The organism is Mesobacillus stamsii, assembly GCF_030814065.1.
Lineage (GTDB): Bacteria > Bacillota > Bacilli > Bacillales > Cytobacillaceae > Mesobacillus > Mesobacillus stamsii.
Genome location: NZ_JAUSUN010000019.1, coordinates 1 through 18,783 on the forward strand (window position 1 = coordinate 1; position 18,783 = coordinate 18,783).

Consider the following 18,783-nt stretch of genomic DNA (forward strand, 5'->3'; position numbering starts at 1 on the left):
AAAGCCAACCGAAATTCATCTCCCACCTACTCATTGGGCTTTAGCCCTTCCCATTCCTTGAGGATGAGAGACTTCTTTCGGAAATCCGTTAAAATAAGAAAAGCGGAGGCAGTCATGAATGCTGCTTCCGCTTTTCATTATGGCTTTTTTTCCAAAAATTATCCCTTATAAATTGCGTATCCGATGTAATAGCCAAGAATCATGATGCTCGCGATGCTTAATGTTACTGTTAGCTCCGCCATCTCAACAACCTCCTGATATTCATATGCTTATGATTAAGCTACCATAGGAAAACCAGAGACAACAAAGCTGTTTCGCAACATTCTGTGACAAAAACAAGAGTCTTTGTAACGTAACGCACACACTACCACCATTAAAAAGGGTCAACACATAAATACTGATATTATAAGAAAAACGCAAGCGCCTTTATGATTGTCGCAACTTCCTAGTGGCAAGCACCCGTTTCCTTCTCCTGCTAGAGGCGGATTTAATCAGCGCTGAGGTCTTATGCTGGGTGTTTTCTCATAAAAGCTTCCACCGCAGGCCGGCCGCTCTTTGATATTTGCTATTTCTGGAGCATTATGACGCCAAGCTGTTTATTGATGACCTCTTTTTCCGGTTTCTGGAGATTCTGGTAACCACTACGGCTCATTGGTTACCTCTTTTTCCGGTTTCTGGAGATTTAGGGCACCAATACGGCTCATTGGTTACCTCTTTTTCCGGTTTCTGGAGATTCAGGGCACCAATACGGCTCATTGGTTACCTCTTTTTCCGGTTTCTGGAGATTCAGGGCACCAATATGGCTCATTGGTTACCTCTTTTTCCGGTTTCTGGAGATTCAGGGCACCAATACGGCTCATTGGTTACTTCTTTTTCCGGTTTCTGGAGATTCAGGGCACCAATACGGCTTATTGGTTACCTCTTTTTCCGGTTTCTGGAGATTCAGGGCACCAATATGGCTCATTGGATACCTCTTTTTCCGGTTTCTGGAGATTCAGGGCAATATGGCTCATTGGTTACCTCTTTTTCCGGTTACAGGAATTTGCAATCGCCAATTCTACCAACATCGCCCATTTAACTCCATGAAGGTTTTCAAACCACGATTACGGGGTAATATTCAACTAACCTACTTAAAAAGTTTTTTAAAGGAGTTAATTATAAATGAAAGAGATTATCTCATCTAATGTATTGGTCGAAAAGAAATTTACAATGAAGAAAATGCTTGAAATTTATCAGACTGCCAGCAAATTGGATGGGACTACTTACCTTTACAGTCGTCAAAAGGCAGTTGAGGCAACCTCTTTATCCAAGCTTGTATCCTTCTTGTTAACTGTTGAACCAAATACGACTTTAAAAATAATTATGGAAGGTATCGATGTAGAACCTAAATTGACACTGCTGACAAAATTGGTATCAAATGAAGCTTCTGTTTTACGGGTGAAGCGCAAGCATCTGATTGAGACTACCGAATCTTTTCAAATTTAGTTGTATTTAAGCATAATAAAATTGAGGTGATATTTTGTGGTTAGAACTATTTTAATGATCATTGGGGCAATTGTCGTGATCGGTTTCTTGTTTAGTTTGTTATAAGTTTAGTGAAAAGGGCTGCCTAGGCTAGCCTCTTTTTTTTTCGTTTAGGATAAAGCAAAAATGGTTTGTGCTGCTGCTTCAAAATTTAAAAAAACAGCACAGGAATCCCGTGCTGTTTCCATTTAGTTATTGTTTTTTTCCCTATTTGATCCATCCTCGCCAGTTCCACCGGTTTCTCCTGATCCTCCTCCGGCATCTTCTGCACCACCAGTATCCCCTGTTCCTCCACCAGCATCTCCTGCACCTCCAGATTCCCCTGTTCCTCCAGTATCCCCTGCACCTGAACCATTAGTATCTCCTGATGCTCCGGCGTCTGCTGCTCCTCCGTTATCTTCTCCATTTCCTGCATCATTTTTATCTTCGGTTTCGGGTTTGCTGTCACCAGTTTCGGTTGTCGTAGCGGCTTCCGTTATGTTGTCTTTTTCCTTGTTCTTATCGGGTTTAGCTTTTGGTTCATCTTTTTTCTTCAGCTTCTCTTTTGCTTCTTCCCACTGCTTCTTCAGTTTTTCTGATTCTTTCTTAATTATTGTTTCTAATTTCTTTAGAGACTTGGCACGCTGCTGCTGCTTATGTTCCTCTATATATTTTGAAAGTGGAGGGACACCGAAGGACTCTGCTGTTGTATTTTTCAAGGCCTCTGACATAAAATCTTTAAAAATCAGAGCGGCTCCTTCGCTACTTGTCGTCGTTAAATAATGTTCTTTATCGGTTTTATCGTAACCAACCCATACAGCCCCGACAAGCTGGGGAGTGTAGCCGACAAACCACTGGTCTTTTGTTCCATTTATTCCTTGAATCGGAACTTGGGTAGATCCCGTTTTTCCAGCTAATTCCCTGCCAGGGATTTGTGCTCCTTTTCCTGTTCCATCCTGAACAACATCAAGCAGCATAGTCGTCATTTTTTCTGCGGTTTCTTTTGAGACAACCTTGCTCTTTTTCCCTTTGTACTCCACAATTGTCTTGCCTTCCTTATCTACGATCTTCGTAATCGCGTGCGTTTCATACCGCTCACCACTGTTCGCAAACGACGAGTATGCCTCAGCCATCGTTAAGGGAGATACCCCTTTCGATAAACCTCCTAGTGCCAGACCTAAATTCCGATCGTTTTGTGGATCGAGTTGTATTCCAAACTTCTTGACAGATTCCATCCCTTTGACAATTCCGATCTCATTCAAAAGCCAGACTGAAGGCACATTCAAGGAGTCCCTAAGTGCTTCATACATCGGCACCTCGCCTTTATATTGATCATTATAATTATGTGGTTTGTAATCTTTGAATTCCATTTCCTCATCCTTAAGCATGTCGGTAACATCCCAGCCTTCTTCCACCGCTGGAGCATATACGGCGAGCGGCTTCATGGTTGAGCCGGGCTGTGCTGTTAGCTGGGTAGCTCGATTATACCCACGGAATACATGTTCCCCGCGGCCGCCTACAAGAGCACGGATGCCTCCTGATTTTGGATCGACCAATACAGCGCCGCTTTGGACTAGTTGTTTTTCTGTTCCTTTCGGGAATATTTCATCTTTCTGATAAGTGGCTTCCACCGCTGACTGCATGGTTCTATCGAGTTCGGTATAAATTTTCAGTCCGCCAGTCAGTACATCTTCCTGAGTTAGACCGTATTTTTTTATGGCTTCTTCGATAACATGGTCTACATAAAAAGGGTAGCGGCCGCGTAACGGGTCTTCGCCATTTTTATTGAGGGCAATTTTTTCAGCAACTGCCTGATTGTATTCCTCTTCCTTAATAAATCCGTTCGTTTTCATCATTTGCAGAACAAGATTTCTTCTCTCCATGGCCTGATCATAGTTCTTATGTGGGTCGAGAGCCGATGGTGCCTTGATCAGTCCCGCAAGCAAAGCTGCTTCGCTTATGGAAAGATCTTTTACATCCTTGCCAAAATAGCCCATTGCCGCCTCTTTGATGCCCCATGAGCCATTACCGAAATAAATCCGATTCAGATACATTTGCATGATTTCATCTTTGGAATATTGCTTTTCGATTTCCCTGGCCAAGAAGAATTCTTCCAACTTTCTTTTGTATGTCTTTTCACTCGAAAGCAAAGCATTCTTTGTCAGCTGCTGCGTGATCGTACTTCCACCTTCCACAATGCTGCCTGCCTTGATATTTTGTACAAAAGCCCGCGAAATTCCAACAAGATCCACCCCAGAATGTTCATAAAAGCGGTGATCCTCGATGGCAATGACTGCATTTTTGACATGGTCCGGGACAGCTTCAATCTTGATCCCTTCGTTTTTCACTGCCGAAATTTTGCTTGCGACCTCTCCATTGACATCGTAAATGACAGTAGACTGGGCCATGTCATCGTTCAATGCGCTGATGTCTGCCCCCTCCGAATAAACATGGAAAAAGCTCAAGAATGCCAGTATTGCTGTTGAAACTGACAAAACAAGCACTTGGTTCATATGAAACCTCTTCCAGCCGTTTAAAAAACGTGCTGCTAGTAAATTTTTGCTCACTGAGCACCCCAACCTTTTAAAAATAGTTTAGAAACAGAACACTTTCTTTTACCCATTATTCAAAAGGAATTAACACATTTTGCTAAAAAAAGACCAATCGCCAAATACGCGAGTGATCCTTTCCTACATTAATTTATTTCCTTTTTCTCCATTTCCTCAGCAGCCCTATCCCTTTCCCGGAGAAGCGTTTCCATATACATGTAAACGATCTGTTTTGTTTTGTCATCTGCTTGGATGACATCAAGGTGCTGCAGGCATTTCCGTATTGTCGGATGTATTGCCTTTTGAGAATCTTTTCCCATATAGGCCACTCCTTATCTCAAAATAAACGATTTACAACAAGTTTCGTCGCTTTTTGATCATTTATGAGGGTTTACCCAATTTTTTTCATGTTAGTTCTTTTGGAAAAACGGGTAAGGACAAGAAAAAGAAGTACGAACCTTGGAGGTAGAAGAATATGGCCGCAATGAAAAATGTGGTTCTCGCTTATGATGATTCCGCTGGTGCTCAAAAGGCCCTTCAGTTAACGAAGGAACTTACTAGAAACTTAGACGGGATCAAGCTGTTTGTTGGTCATGTATATGAAGAAAAAGTAAAAAATAAACTGATCGACTCAGTTGACCAACCAAGTATGCCGTTGCCAATTGCCAGCTTTCCTGCAGACGGACTCCAAGTTCCTCCTTTAACCACAGAACAAGGTGCTTTTGACAAATCAGAGCACGCAATTATTACGCATAGTACGGAAACAGTCTTCCAAACGATCAAATCTGAATTGGAATCCCTTCATATGGACAGTGATTTTTCTATTTTAGAAGGAAATCCGGCGGAAAGTATTTTGGAATATGCAAAGGAAGTCGATGCAGATTTGATTATTATTGGGAAGTCAGGAAATGAAGGAATCAAGCGGAAGCTCCTCGGAGGTGTAAGTCAAAAGGTTGCAAGTCATGCTCATTGTCATGTGCTTATAGCAAAATAACAGTGGAAGAGCCGGGGAAAAGGTGCCCGGCTCTCTAACTATCCATTGCTTCTGAAGCAAGTTCCTTCAAACGATGCCTAGTTTCTATTTCTTCAAAACTGCTAAAAATCCGAAAATCATCTTGATCGACGATCCTGTAATGCTGGCTGAGAATATTTTGCTGCATGACAAAGCCACCAACTCTGGCGATTTCCCGCCACCAGACTTTCCCTCCCAACGTCTTTTCTTTTCGGTAATCTGTACCTTCATGAGCAATCGTTTCGAGCACCTCAAGCGGTTCATTGCCGAGCAAAAACTGAATCGACTCCGTCTCCCTAAACAATGCACAGATAGTAACGACAATGGACCACCCGGCCTGTGCTCTGCCTTTTTCGATTTGGACAAGGGTCTTTTTGGAGATTCCAATGATGTCAGCCATTTTATCCTGGGTATAACCTACTTCTGCTCTAAGGATCCTCAATTTCTCCGAAACCCTGCTAATGATTTCATCTCTCGTCATCCGCTTCATCCTTCTTCATTCTTTTAGTGTAATTTTACACTTACTTGCTCGAAATTCAACAAAAAAAGACTCAGAATAAAATAAAACAATTCCGAATCCTCTTTTCCCCTTATTTGACCTGTTTTTTCTGATTAACGCTACAGTTGCTTGAACAGGAGCTTTGGATAGAGCAAGCAGCACATTTTCCTTCTTTTGATTTTTGGATGAATCGATAGAAGGCCCAGCCGGCATATCCGAAAATGGCTCCGCCAATTACAATATTTGCGATCATGTTCCTTTCCTCCTTCAGCTGTTAGCTAAATCCCATCAGCATTCCGCCCTGGTATATGACTAGCGACAACAGATAAGCGACGACTAGCGCATAGCCGATTGAAAAGGCAGTCCAGCGTTTAGAGCCTGTTTCTTTATAAATGGTCGCGGTAGTCGCAAGACAAGGGATATAAAGCAGAATGAACACCATGAAGCTATAAGCAGCAAGTGGGGTATAATGAATCGCGAGCAACCCTTGAAGACTTGCTTCATCTGGCACAAAGTAGATGATGTTCATGGTGGAAATAATCGCTTCCTTCGCCAGGAAACCAGTGAAAAGGGAAGCACTTGCCTGCCATGTTCCGAATCCGATCGGAGCGAATAGAGGCGCAAAGATTCCTCCTAGCAGTGCCAGATAGCTTTCATCCATGCTGACATTCACGCCTTCGGGACCAGCATAGGCGAGCAGCCAAATCAGCACAGAACCTGCAAAGATGAATGTTCCGGCTTTTTTTACGAAGCCTTTTCCTTTATCCCAGGTGCTTCTCCAAAGTGCTTTTGCCTGCGGCATTCTGTATGGCGGCAGCTCAATAACGAAAACGGATGTTTCCCCTTTCAGCAATGTTTTTGAAAAGACCTTGGCCAGAATCAGTGCCACTGCAACTCCTAGTACATACAAACTAAGAACGACAGCAGCCTTGTTGCCTGTGAAAAACGCACCGACAAACAATGCGTATACAGGAAGCCTTGCTGAACATGACATTAGCGGCGTCAGCAGGATGGTCATCAATCTCTCTTTTGGTGTCTCTATCGTCCGTGCTGCCATGATCCCTGGCACATTGCAGCCGAATCCGATCATCATTGGGATGAAGGCCTTCCCGTTAAGGCCGACAGATTCCATTAACCTGTCCATGACCAGTGCGACACGGGCCATATACCCTGAATCTTCAAGCAGCGAAATGAAAAAGAATAAAATAAAAATTTGTGGTACAAATACCAGGACTCCTCCTACCCCGGCGACAATTCCATCAAGGATAAGGTCTTGAATAAACGAGGATGCCCCTGCCAAGTTGAGTGCTGCTGTGATTCCAGCTGTAACGGGTCCGGATAGGACTGCATCCAATGCATCGGACAGTGGGAAGCCGAGCCAGTCAAAGGTTAGCATAAACAGGATGTACATCATGAAGAGAAAGATTGGGATCCCGAGGAATTTATTCGTCACGATCCGATCGACTTTCTCCGACAAAGGAATTTTCCCATCTACTGGAATGGTAGTGGCTGCAGACACAATTTTTTCGATTGCATCACTTCGTTTTCGGTGGATCACCTGGTCGAGCGCTTGTATGCCGCCCGATTGTTGCTGCTGTGCAACCGTTACTGAATCGACAATGGATTCAATTTCTGCCTCTGGCAAAAACGTTGTTAAATAGGTTTTTACATAGGGATTTCCCTCAAACAGTTGAATCGCCAGCCAGCGAACAGGATGCCTTGTCCTCCCATTCAGCTTCTGTCCCAGCTGGAGAATTCCCTCCTCTATCGCTTTTCCATAATAGACTAGCGTTTTTTCGCTTGACACTGTCGCTTCTCCTGTTGCCAGTTCCGCAAGTTCCTTACAGCCTTTTCCCGACCTTGCCACTACTGGAGCAACATGGACACCCAATGATTTTGACAACTTTTCAATATCGATTTGAATGCCTCTGTTTTTTGCGACGTCCAGCATATTCAACCCAACTGTGACTGGTGCTCCATATTCCAAAAGTTGCAGGGTGAGATGTAAGTTCCGCCTTAATTGGGACGCATCCAAGATGTTCAAAAGCTTCTCAAAAGATTCTTCCAGGAAGAAGTTCGTAACCACCCCTTCATCCTTCGACAATGGATTGAGCGAATAGACTCCTGGTAAATCAATCAGCTGATCCTTTCCATTCTTAAAAAGGCCAACTTTCTTTTCGACCGTTACTCCGCTCCAGTTGCCAACATATTCATATGATCCTGTTAAGTTATTAAATAATGAAGTTTTACCGGTATTTGGATTGCCGATAAGCGCGATATTCATCATACCCGCTCCACTTCGATCCGTAATGCTTCTTTGCGGCGGATACCGATGCATTGACCGCACGATTCCACCATGACCGGGCCGCCAAAAGGCAGAATGCATTTTATGCACACTTCTGATCCTTCAGCGATCCCGAAATCTAGCAGTCTTCGTCTGACAAATTTATCCGTTCCCGCAATATTCATGATCCGGCCCTTTTCACCAGTCTTAAGATTTCCCAGCATAGCCATCACCTTTTTTAGTTTCTTAAATTTATTGTATCAGAAAATCATTGACTTGAGGTAACTAATTGAGAATGATTATCTTTATTTAATCAGGTACTGATCTATTTTACTGTGATATAAATCACGAAGCACCAAAACGCCATAAAATCGACAATTTTTAAAAAAAGAGCTGAACGAATTGTCAGCTCTCCTTGCATTTCATATTTTTATTGCTTCGATCTTACCATCCTTGACGGAGCGGAGCTAATAACAAGAATGATCATAATGGCGCTTAAGATCATACTTGGAAGCATATAGGTTCCATTGTAGATGAGTGAATAAAGCCATGCTGGCTGTCCTTCTGGTGCCCAAACTCCGAAAAAGACCCAGCCAGAGAAAAAGTGAGCGATAAAGCGAAGTGCGCTTCCCACGAAGGTACCTGCGATAATCCAGCCAATCCACTTTTTTTTATCTCCATTTTTGATATTCACTTGGACTTGCTTGGCAAATAGACCGGCAAATCCTAAAACAGTAAAGGCAATCAAATAATCGATGATCCCCTGAACAGGATGGAAAATTTGCGAAAAGCCTAGGATGAATTGCAATAGCCCCAACAGGAGACCAGTAATTGCCCCTCCCTTAATTCCCCAGCGAAATGCCATCAAGAATACCGGCACCATTGCGATGGAAACCGAACCTCCCTGCGGCCAAATTCTCGAAAATAAAAAACCGGAGAATAGATCCAGCAAATAAGCCAGTGCCGAAAATACCGCAATCTCCACTAAAAATAGAGTCTGTTCTTGTTTCATTTTTGTTCCTCCTCCTTTTCAGAATGAGGTCCGTTTTCAACACGCCTTATCTGCTTCAGTAACAAAAAAAGCAATCAGGGATCGATATAGGCTCCCAAGATTGCTTTCCTATCGCATCCACATTCCTTCGCTAGCATTACCTAACAGGTTCAAAGGGTAAGAACTCGGGCGCTCACTCTCAGCTACACATGGCAGCTCCCCTTGTGGTTATTATTTAATTTCTACATTATGAATATACTCCTTCTTCCATTCGATCACAAGTCAAAAGGGAACCTCCATGTCGATCAAACTAGAAAAATCTCCATCAAAGTAGCAAAAATATCGGTCTTTTGTCACGTTTTTTTCTTTTCGACGCATTTCCACGGATGTTCTCATTTTTCGACAAAGGGATTCCGTGATTTTACAGCGAATTTATATACCGAAAAGAAAAACTGGAGGACTACATAAAAATGCTGCCAATTATGGACAACCGATTGTTTAGCTTCCTCATTAGCGAAAGGGAGCAACTCATAGCCGATTGGACTGTTAAAATTATCGTCTCGGAAGATGATCCGTATAGAGAGAAAATAACCAATAGCGCGGAGAAAATGTATGAAATCATTCTCTCTGTTTTTTCTGACACAAAGGAAGAACTGGAAGAACATCTCCAAAGTCTTGCTTTCATGGTAGGCGAGGAACAAGTTCGCACAAACATCAATATTGGTGATTTTGTTTTCAATGTTAATTCAGGCCGATCGATCATCTACAAGCATCTGCATAAAATGAATGTTGAGTGGCCTGAAATACAGGAGGCAATCAACCGTATTAATTACTGTTTTGATACCTTCCTGTATTATTCGGTCTCTTATTACAATGAACAGAAAAACAAAATCATTGAGGAAAAAAATCAATTTATCGACTCTACCCATAAGGACCGGCTGACATTGCTTGGCCAGATGACATCAAGTTTTATCCATGAATTCCGTAATCCACTGACTTCCATCCAAGGATTTATTCAACTATTGAAGTCTGAACACGAGGATATGAAGTATCTAGATATCATATCGAGTGAGCTTGAACAATTGAATTTCCGAATTTCTCAATTTCTGCTTCTTTCGAAAAAAGAATTAATTGGAAAGGAAAAAAGTCTTTTTTCCTTAAATAAAATGATCGATGAGGTATTGAACTTCCTATATCCCAGCATCCTTGACACCAATGTAAGAATTATCATGGAAGTAGCGGATGACATGGAATTGTATGGCTATGCCGATGAAATCCGACAAGTTTTGATCAATATTATTTTCAATGCGATTGATGTTCTGAGCCAGTACCGTACGGATCCTAAAATAGAAATCAAGGGATGCTTCGTGAATGATACACATATAAAAATCGAGATTTCCAATAATGGTCCGGTCATTCCCGACCAGCTGCTGAAGACGATTTTTGAACCTTTCGTGACAACGAAAACACTTGGAACTGGTCTTGGGTTATTTGTCTGCCGGGAAATAATTGAGAAGCACAAAGGCATTCTTGCCTGCTCATCCGAACCGGATAAGACTTCCTTCATTATGCTTTTGCCATTACTTAGATTGGAGAACGAATAACATAATCTTGACCCTGCCAGCGCTGGCAGGGTCTGATTTTTTCTTAATACTCAAGTGTCCGTTTATCCTCTGTATTTGTGATTCTGCTCCTCCCCTTTTGAAGGGAGTGCTTTTTTTCCGTTTCCGCTACAATGACAGCACACGCTGCATCCCCTGTGATATTGACAGCTGTACGCGCCATATCCAGCAGACGGTCAATTCCGAGAATCAAGCCGATCCCTTCAACCGGGAGGCCGACAGACTGGAGAACCATGGCGAGCATGATCAAACCAACGCCAGGAACGCCAGCAGTGCCGATACTTGCCAGTACTGCGGTTAACACAACAGTCACTATCTCCGTCATCGTAAGGTCCACGCCATAAACCTGTGCAATAAAAATCGTAGCTACTCCCTGCATGATTGCCGTTCCGTCCATATTAATCGTTGCCCCAAGAGGCTGAACAAAGCTGCTTACCGGCTCTGGAACACGAAGATTTTTTTGGGCAGTTTCCATTGAGACGGGAAGAGTTGCGTTGCTGCTGGATGTACTGAATGCAACTCCCATAGCTGGGGCGAAACCTTTGAAAAACTTGAACGGATTCATTTTTCCAAGGAAGTATACGGTTGATCCATACGTCAAGACAGCATGGATGATTAATGCAAGAACAACGACTAACATATATACACCCATCGCCTTTATTGCGTCGAAGCCCTGGCTGCCGATCGCTGTAGCAATCAAACCAAAGGTTCCAAATGGGGCAAATTTCATGACAAGTTCTACTAAATACATCATGATGTCATTGCCTTGTTCAACAAGATTTACAATTCCTTTTGTCTTATCACCAAGAGCTGTCAGTGCTATTCCTATGAACAAAGCAAAAACAATTACTTGAAGCATGTTTCCGCTTGTCAGTGCTTCAAATGGATTCGCCGGAATAAGATTTAAAAAGGTTTCGCTTATTGGCGGTGCTTTTTCTGCATTAAATTCGGCTCCTGTTGTATCAAATTGCCCCATTAGCCCTGGCTTAATAAGAAAGGCTAGTACAAGGCCGATTATGATGGCAATCGCTGTTGTCGCTAAAAAGTAGCTTACAGCCTTAAAGCCAATTCTGCCGAGCTTCTTTGGATCTCCGAGCCCTGCTGTCCCAAGAATGATCGAAAACAAGACAATTGGCACGACCAGCATGCTGATTAAATTGATGAAAATTTTACCTAGCGGCGTAAATAAGAATTTATCGAAAACAGTGAACAATTCTGGTGAAAAGATGTTAAGGATCAGCCCTGTCATAGCACCAAGTCCAAGGCCAATCAAAATCTTTGTCGTCAGTTTCATACGATTCCTCCCAATCTAAAAAAAGAATGTATTGATTTATTCCCTCATATGTTCTCTGTAAACCATCGAGCGGAATTAGGAATAAATTCCCTCATAAACTGATACTAGAGGTGTTGTTATATGGCTTACTTAAAAGCAGATTCTGAGATCAGCCTTCGCTTTTTTAGTTCACAGGACGCCATGGAGTTGTTCTGGCTTGTAGACACAAACAGAAAGTTCCTGCACAAGTGGCTTCCCTGGGTAGAAGGAATTCAATCTCCTGCACAGATTCTCTCTGCTATTCAAATGTGGGAAAAAAGGTTACAAGAAGGCAGCAGCTTTCACTTTGGAATCTGGTACAGAGGTATCCTTTCCGGTAGTATCAGCCTTCATTCGATCGACTGGGCTAATTCGCAGGCAAGCATCGGCTACTATTTAGGAGAAAAGTGGCAAGGCAGAGGCATTACCATCCGAGCTGTTAGCACTGTGATTAACCACGCTTTCTACGGACATGGCCTAAATAGAATAGAAATACGATGCGGGAAGGAAAATCAGAAAAGCATAGCAATACCAGTTAAACTAGGTTTTCGTAAAGAAGGAATACTGCGCGACGCAGAATTCCTAAATGGGAACTTTCATGACTTGATTGTATATGGCCTTCTGGCTAGAGAATGGAACGTCCGGTCTGTTGGATTTTATTAAGACTTACATTCAATACTGGCAAACGATTTACTGGATTGGCAGACTGATTGTGAATATTGTTCCCTGGGGACTTGATTTCACACTCATTTTGCCATTATGCTCTTCAATAACTTTATGACAAACCATTAGGCCAAGACCGTTGCCGTTTTCCTTGGTTGTAAAAAAAGGAGTCCCAATCTTATCGAGATGTTCTTTTGCAATTCCTTTGCCAGCATCTTCGACCTTTATAGTTAAGTCTTCCTCTGTTTTTGAAATCCAAATATTTACCTTTCCCGGCAGGTCCATAGCATCAATTGCGTTCATCAGTAAATTAATCAACACCTGTTTTATTTTATTCCCATCACAAAGAAACATTGCATCCTTTCCTCTTGATTTTCTGATAATTTTGACACACTTCTTCGCTGCCTCAGCATAAAGAAGGGTGATAGCATCATCAACTAATTCATTTATGTTAACAATAGTAAAGTTTGACTTATGAGGTTTCGCTATCAACATCAGCTCTCTAGATACCTCATCAATGCGTTGAATTTCTTCTTCCATGATCGCTAAATAGCCATGATTCAGTTCTCTTCCCGCTTTCATAAGTTGGATAAAACCCTTAAGGCTTGTTAAAGGATTTTTAATTTCATGGGCAATCCCTGCTGCAAGCTGCCCAATAACGTTCAACTTTTCATATTCCAGAATCAAATGCTCCACGTTTACTTTGGCGGAATCATCAGTCTTTATCGAAATCAATTCGTAGTGCTGGTATGTATTTTGGGCACGTGTAACAGACATCTGAGAATTCACCCAGATGTATTCCCCATCCTTTCTCTCTATCCGGTATGTCAGGCTGCAAGTCTCTTCTCCTTTAGGCATCGCAATTTTAGCAATTCTTTTATAGTCTTCATTATGTACGAATAAGGTGTATAGTTTTCCGACTAGTTCATCAGGAGCATAGCCAAGCATGGATTGTACAGACGGCGAGACGTACTTTATGATGCCATCAAGGGATCTTTTACAAATGAAATGCAAGGAAGGTTCTTCCCAAATTCGCTCATTGCTTTCCCCTTCCTTTTGAAGCTCCGTTTCCAAACCAAATACAATATTTTCCATATAATCCCTCCTTTTGTTTATCTTACTGAATATTTAAATATATTTCCATTCAAATGCACTAGTTGACTAAAGATCATTACTTCCTCTTATGAATCCATTTAATTGTTAAAGTCAGAATTTTTTATTATAATAAACGATGAACTTCATACATTATGTATCTCTTTCATACAATAGTAATAATCATATTAATCTTCCCCGAAATTATTCCGGATATGATATAATTACATTTAAATGATAAAGCTGAGGTGGTATGATGGGGTAAACTATCGTATCAAGAATGTAAGCACCCGAGCGGACGGAACAGCATAACAGGTAATGGGCCTTGGCTGATCCAGCCACGGAAATGGGCCGTTGCAGATTCTTGAAAAATTTTATTTATTTAATTGAAGTCAATAAAGCTTAATTTACTAGGAGGTGACTCCTTACCTGCAGATCTGTGGGTTAAGGGAATTTATTTGGACATATTTAACTTGGTTTGGATTGCCATTTTAATTGCGCTAACGGCATTTTTTGTCGTTTCGGAATTTGCGATCGTTAAAGTGCGAACTTCCAGAATAGACCAATTAATAGAAGAAGGCAACAAAAAAGCGATACTGGCCAAAAGAGTCATTAGCGGCTTGGATGAATATCTTTCAGCTTGCCAATTGGGAATCACGGTTACCGCCCTTGCTATTGGCTGGCTCGGAGAACCGACAATAGCCAAATTACTGGAGCCGTTGTTCATTAGACTGAATGTCTCTCCGTCTCTAGGTCATATCTTGTCTGTTGGAATTGCCTTTGCAGCCATTACATTCCTACATGTCGTAATTGGTGAATTGGCTCCAAAGACTTTAGCAATTCAAAAAGCAGAGTGGGTATCGTTGAATACCGCAGGTCCGCTGATCTTATTTTATAAGGTTATGTATCCATTTATTTGGATATTAAATGGATCTGCACGCCTTACAGTTGGCCTATTCGGACTTAAGCCTGCCTCAGAAAATGATTTAGCACATTCTGAAGAGGAACTGCGCATTATTCTTTCTGAAAGCTTAAAAAGTGGCGAAATCAACCAGTCAGAGTTTAAGTATGTAAATAAAATCTTCGAATTCGACAACAGGATTGCTAAGGAAATCATGGTGCCACGTACCGAAATCATTTCCTTGTCGATGGAAGATTCACTGGAGACTTTCCTTCAGATTGTAAAAGATGAAAAATTCACCCGCTATCCTGTCATTGATGGCGACAAGGACCATATCGTCGGTCTCGTTAACATCAAGGAGTTCATGACTGATTTGATTCAAGATCAGGACCGCGGCAAAAAAGCAATCGCATCTTATATTCGCCCTATTATCAGAGTCATTGACAGCATTCCGATTCATGATTTGCTGGTAAAAATGCAAAAGGAACGCATTCACATGGCGATCTTGATGGACGAATACGGAGGTACGTCAGGACTTGTGACAGTTGAAGATATCCTGGAGGAAATTGTAGGCGAAATTCGTGACGAGTTCGATATGGATGAAGTGCCTATGATTCGCAAAATTAAAGAAAGCCACTATATTATTGATGCGAAAATGCTTGTAAGCGAGCTAAATGATCTTCTTGCCCTTGAGATTAATGATGAAGACGTAGATACACTCGGAGGCTGGATCCTTACCAAGAATTATGAAGTAAAACAGGGAGACGTGGTCAGTTTCGGCATGTACCATTTCAAAATCATTGAAATGGAAGAACATCACATCAAGTATATTGAAGTGACAAAACAACCCGAACGAGAACCATCAGAAAATTTTTTTATAAACAAGACTGAAGTAGTCTCTTAATCAAAAGCCCGGACAGATTTTACTGTCTGGGCTTTTTCATCTTTTTAAAGTTTCCACGTCTGGACATCATCCGCTTCGATGATACCCATTACTACATCGTCCACATCCGGATCTGCCAGCACTTTATCCCGGACCCTAAACTTAATATCATCGGCATCTGCCAGTGTCAGTCCTTTACGAAGTTCTAAATAGCTTTCAACATGATACTGTCTACCCTCTTGAATAATTCTTAGTGTATTAATATCCACCACATCTGGATCGGACAGGATCAACTGAGCAATCCGGTCCTCCACTACCTTTGGTGCCGCTACACCAATTAAGCCAACGGTATTTTCATAGCCAATCTTCACAGCAATTCCAACCAGCAAAATGCCAATTAATAAAGTTCCAATGCCATCGAGCAAATAAAAGCCAGTTACATCAGCAAGTACAATGGAAACCAAAGCAATCAGCGCACCGAATGTTGCGATTAAATCCTCATAGAATACCAATCTTGTCGGAGGCGCAGCAAAACTTACTTTTTTAAAAGCGTTAGGGATTATCCCAAAACCTGTTGCTTCACTTCTCGTTTCATGGGAGATTTCCTTCATTGCCTTAATCAGGATACTGCCATCGACAAGAACTGATACTATCATGATCAGTACGTTCAACCACATATTAGAAGAAGATTTTGGATGCTGAATCAGTTCCCATCCCTTGAGGATTGTTTCGTACGCCATAATAGAAATAATAATGACAGCTAAAAGTACAAATAAATTCACAACCCTTCCAAAACCGGTTGGAAACCTTTTAGTTGCTTCCTTTTCTGAAATGGAACTGCCAATGAATACAAAAAATTGATTTAGAGCATCGGCAATTGAATGAAGGGTCGTAGCCAACATCGTACCACTTCCACTGATACCTGCCGCAACTCCTTTAATGATGGCAAGGAATGTATTTCCTAGCGCAGCAATTCCCGAGGATTTGTTTCCTCTTTTTAAAAATTCTATCATCGATTCCCTTCCTCCATCCGCTAATTACTTTCTGATTCTCTTATATTTTTCACATTTCAAGCATCTTTAAACATGGATGTTCTCGAATGATTGCCTAAAAGATTTTTTTAAATAGAAAAATAGCCGCCAGAATTGTCCACTGACGGCTTTTGATTCGCTATTCATATTCGGCTTTTTGAAGTTTCTGCAAGTTGCTTTTGATCCGCTTTAAACCGTTGCTTAACATTGATTAAAATGTCCTCTGCCAGGAGTTCCAATCCAATCGAAGTCAGAGAGAAGATATTTGCGTAATGCTTTTTCACTTCCCATTTTAGCTCATGCTTTCCGCAAATACTGTATTTGTTGACCTCCTCCATTTCCTTGCTTAGGAGGGCCAACTGACGATTTTTTTCTTCTTCAGGCAGGGCAACAATTTGATCAATTTTCTCTATATATTCCAGTGATTTGTCAATTTTTTCGATGACTTCATCATGCGTTTTCTTGTCAACAAGATCATACTTCCACTTGAATTCATTCAGTTTTTTAGCAGAATCATAGGTTGATTGGACTATTTCATCTCTAGTCATATATTCTGTTTCAAAGCTAAGCATATATTTCCAGGAAGGCTGGGTGATTGCTTTTCGATGATCTTCAATTGTATTGCAGAACTTTTTATAGCCGTATTTCTCCGGATGTTCAAAAGCTGGGCTTGCCGGATCGAGAAACGGCGCAAGCGGAGCGACAAAATACGATAACCGCTTATCTTCACCGCAGGCATTATGAATTTCCTCACAAAAATCGACATTTTTTAGTGCACTTTGGGTATCTTGATGCGGGATACCCACCATGAAGAAAATGTCTATTTTTTTGCAGCTGTGCTTTAATGCAGACTGAAGTGTTTCAATGACTTTCGCATTCGTGCAGTTGAATTTCCCATTGAATCGGCGAATTTTTTCATCATGTGTCTCTAGGGTTAATTCAATGCTATACTTCGGCACAGCCTTCTCTATTTTTTCAAAGTACTCTTCATTTGCAAACTGAAACAGTTCAAAAACCAGTTCATTTTTAAGCTTAATTTTACTGAGCCGCTCGAAAAAATCATCCACATACTCTTTGCCTGCCTGGCGGATATCATGAAGAATGAAGATTGGCGCCCTGCTGAATCGTTGAATGAACAAAATGTCCTCAATCAATTTCTCAGGGGAACGTTTGGCAAGCACTTTGCGGTTGCAATTATCCTTGTATGATTGCTTGGAGCCTCCACAAATCAGGCATCCTTGGGTGCACCCTTTTGCCGTGAGAATCGCTGTATTCGGATATTGCAACCAGCCATTATAAGGGAGAGGATCTAGGAAGTTTCGATACTTAAACACCGATTTGATCGTGTAGCGATATCCAGGAATATCAAATTCATCCAGACTATCTGGAACATAGCTCAGTGCATTGTAAACCGGTTGGTTGCTATCCTTCCATGTTAAATTGGCAATTCCGTCAAGCGGATAGGTTCCAAATTTTATATACTTCATCAATTGCAACATCAGTTTTTCGGTAGAATCCCCTCTCAGGACATAATCAATGAAGGGATACTCAATTAATTCCTTATGGTAATAAGTGGCAGATAGTCCACCAAAAACGATCGGGATTTCTGGATGAAGCTTTTTGACTATTTTTGCAAGCTCGATGCTGCCATGTGCATGGGGCAGCCAGTGAAGATCAATCCCAAAGGCCCGTGTCTTAATTTTTTTTAGCTTCTTTTCGACATCGAAGCTCTCATCCATCAGCATCCGGTTTGCGATATTGAGGATCTTCACACGCAGCCCTTGACGCTCTAAATATTCTGCAATACTCGTCAGCCCAATTGGATACATTTCAAATACTGGAGATGATGGTACAACATCACTGATTGGGCCAGCCAACAATGCATTCTTGCGGAAATCATAAACACTTGGTGCATGGAGAAGAACTAAATCGAATTTCAACGCACTCACCTCGTAAAAATAGAATCTATTAAAATTGCAATATCAGAACAAGTTGAAGATACTTTTATCATAACTCCAGCACTCTTCGTTGAAGACAAAGAAAGGTATCGATATTGTGAACTGCCGCGTTCTTAAAAGTGTGAAAGCGTTTCCTAATCATGTATAACAAGGGTTTGTGGACTTATGAAAATTTTGTGGATATAGCAAGAAAAGCGCAAGCGCCTTTATGATTGTCGCAACTACCTAGTGGCAAGCACCTTTCTACTAGCCGTTTCCTTCTCCTGCTTCAGACAGAACTTGATCAGAACGGAGATCATATGCTAGGTGTATAGGCATTTTTAGCACCAATAAGCAATTTGGTGACCTGTTTTCTCGATTTTAGTTCATCTAATAGAGGAGCCCGCCTGCTCTTTGGTCAGCTTCATATGCTGCAGGATTAGTGGCATATTCCGGCGAATTTCACCATTTGTCCGGTTGCATCCACGAAATTCCTCCGTTCAG

General features: G+C 41.6%; 16 protein-coding genes and 1 riboswitch. Of the genes, 5 read left to right on the forward strand and 11 right to left on the reverse strand.

Going from position 1 to position 18,783, the window contains the following annotated elements:
* The first annotated feature begins 1,161 nt into the window (after positions 1-1,161).
* Positions 1,162-1,485 carry an HPr family phosphocarrier protein gene (locus J2S25_RS13985; RefSeq protein ID WP_307192195.1) on the forward strand — a complete coding sequence of 108 codons (324 nt, stop codon included), beginning with the start codon at positions 1,162-1,164 and terminating at the stop codon, positions 1,483-1,485.
* Between the two features lie 227 nt (positions 1,486-1,712).
* On the opposite strand, the gene J2S25_RS13990 is transcribed toward J2S25_RS13985, so the two are convergent.
* Positions 1,713-4,016 (reverse strand): transglycosylase domain-containing protein, encoded by a 2,304-nt coding sequence (locus J2S25_RS13990; RefSeq protein ID WP_307192196.1) that lies wholly within the window; start codon positions 4,014-4,016, stop codon positions 1,713-1,715.
* A gap of 182 nt (positions 4,017-4,198) precedes the next feature.
* The gene (locus J2S25_RS13995) at positions 4,199-4,372 is read right to left on the reverse strand and encodes a hypothetical protein (RefSeq protein WP_157841625.1); all 174 of its coding nucleotides are present in this window, start codon (positions 4,370-4,372) and stop codon (positions 4,199-4,201) included.
* Between the two features lie 155 nt (positions 4,373-4,527).
* Between J2S25_RS13995 and J2S25_RS14000 the strand changes: the two genes are divergently transcribed.
* Entirely contained in the window at positions 4,528-5,046 is a 519-nt protein-coding gene (locus J2S25_RS14000) for a universal stress protein (RefSeq protein ID WP_052807018.1), read from the forward strand.
* Positions 5,047-5,080: 34 nt separating this feature from the next.
* Here the strand turns inward: J2S25_RS14000 and J2S25_RS14005 are convergent, their stop codons facing one another.
* The 5 genes from J2S25_RS14005 to thiT all read right to left on the reverse strand — a co-directional run bounded on the left by J2S25_RS14005 (position 5,081) and on the right by thiT (position 8,859).
* The gene (locus J2S25_RS14005) at positions 5,081-5,545 is read right to left on the reverse strand and encodes a helix-turn-helix transcriptional regulator (RefSeq protein WP_044393965.1); all 465 of its coding nucleotides are present in this window, start codon (positions 5,543-5,545) and stop codon (positions 5,081-5,083) included.
* Positions 5,546-5,654: 109 nt separating this feature from the next.
* Entirely contained in the window at positions 5,655-5,816 is a 162-nt protein-coding gene (locus J2S25_RS14010) for a FeoB-associated Cys-rich membrane protein (protein WP_084221816.1), read from the reverse strand.
* A gap of 21 nt (positions 5,817-5,837) precedes the next feature.
* Entirely contained in the window at positions 5,838-7,847 is a 2,010-nt protein-coding gene (feoB, locus tag J2S25_RS14015; protein ID WP_084221819.1) for a ferrous iron transport protein B, read from the reverse strand.
* Entirely contained in the window at positions 7,847-8,071 is a 225-nt protein-coding gene (locus J2S25_RS14020) for a FeoA family protein (RefSeq protein WP_052807019.1), read from the reverse strand. Before J2S25_RS14020 ends, feoB begins: the two co-directional genes overlap by 1 nt.
* A 206-nt stretch (positions 8,072-8,277) precedes the next feature.
* Positions 8,278-8,859, reverse strand: coding sequence for an energy-coupled thiamine transporter ThiT (thiT, locus tag J2S25_RS14025; RefSeq protein WP_307192197.1), 582 nt, complete (start codon positions 8,857-8,859; stop codon positions 8,278-8,280).
* Between the two features lie 105 nt (positions 8,860-8,964).
* Positions 8,965-9,071: riboswitch (TPP riboswitch) on the reverse strand.
* 237 nt (positions 9,072-9,308) lie between these two features.
* On the opposite strand from thiT, the gene J2S25_RS14030 reads away from it, so the two are divergent.
* Positions 9,309-10,442, forward strand: coding sequence for a histidine kinase N-terminal domain-containing protein (locus J2S25_RS14030; protein WP_307192198.1), 1,134 nt, complete (start codon positions 9,309-9,311; stop codon positions 10,440-10,442).
* A gap of 43 nt (positions 10,443-10,485) precedes the next feature.
* On the opposite strand, the gene J2S25_RS14035 is transcribed toward J2S25_RS14030, so the two are convergent.
* On the reverse strand, positions 10,486-11,754 hold the full coding sequence (locus J2S25_RS14035; RefSeq protein WP_307192199.1) for a dicarboxylate/amino acid:cation symporter: 1,269 nt from the start codon (positions 11,752-11,754) through the stop codon (positions 10,486-10,488).
* A 120-nt stretch (positions 11,755-11,874) separates the two neighbouring features.
* On the opposite strand from J2S25_RS14035, the gene J2S25_RS14040 reads away from it, so the two are divergent.
* Positions 11,875-12,435, forward strand: coding sequence for a GNAT family N-acetyltransferase (locus tag J2S25_RS14040; protein ID WP_307192200.1), 561 nt, complete (start codon positions 11,875-11,877; stop codon positions 12,433-12,435).
* Positions 12,436-12,462: 27 nt separating this feature from the next.
* Here J2S25_RS14040 and J2S25_RS14045 read toward each other — a convergent pair whose 3' ends face one another.
* On the reverse strand, positions 12,463-13,530 hold the full coding sequence (locus tag J2S25_RS14045; protein WP_307192201.1) for an ATP-binding protein: 1,068 nt from the start codon (positions 13,528-13,530) through the stop codon (positions 12,463-12,465).
* Positions 13,531-13,985: 455 nt separating this feature from the next.
* Between J2S25_RS14045 and J2S25_RS14050 the strand changes: the two genes are divergently transcribed.
* The gene (locus J2S25_RS14050; protein WP_307192202.1) at positions 13,986-15,332 is read left to right on the forward strand and encodes a hemolysin family protein; all 1,347 of its coding nucleotides are present in this window, start codon (positions 13,986-13,988) and stop codon (positions 15,330-15,332) included.
* Positions 15,333-15,376: 44 nt separating this feature from the next.
* Here the strand turns inward: J2S25_RS14050 and J2S25_RS14055 are convergent, their stop codons facing one another.
* Positions 15,377-16,324, reverse strand: a complete 948-nt coding sequence (locus J2S25_RS14055) for a cation diffusion facilitator family transporter (protein WP_044393974.1) — start codon at positions 16,322-16,324, stop codon at positions 15,377-15,379.
* Between the two features lie 161 nt (positions 16,325-16,485).
* Positions 16,486-18,282, reverse strand: a complete 1,797-nt coding sequence (locus J2S25_RS14060) for a TIGR04190 family B12-binding domain/radical SAM domain protein (RefSeq protein WP_439117502.1) — start codon at positions 18,280-18,282, stop codon at positions 16,486-16,488.
* Between the last annotated feature and the right edge of the window lie 501 nt (positions 18,283-18,783).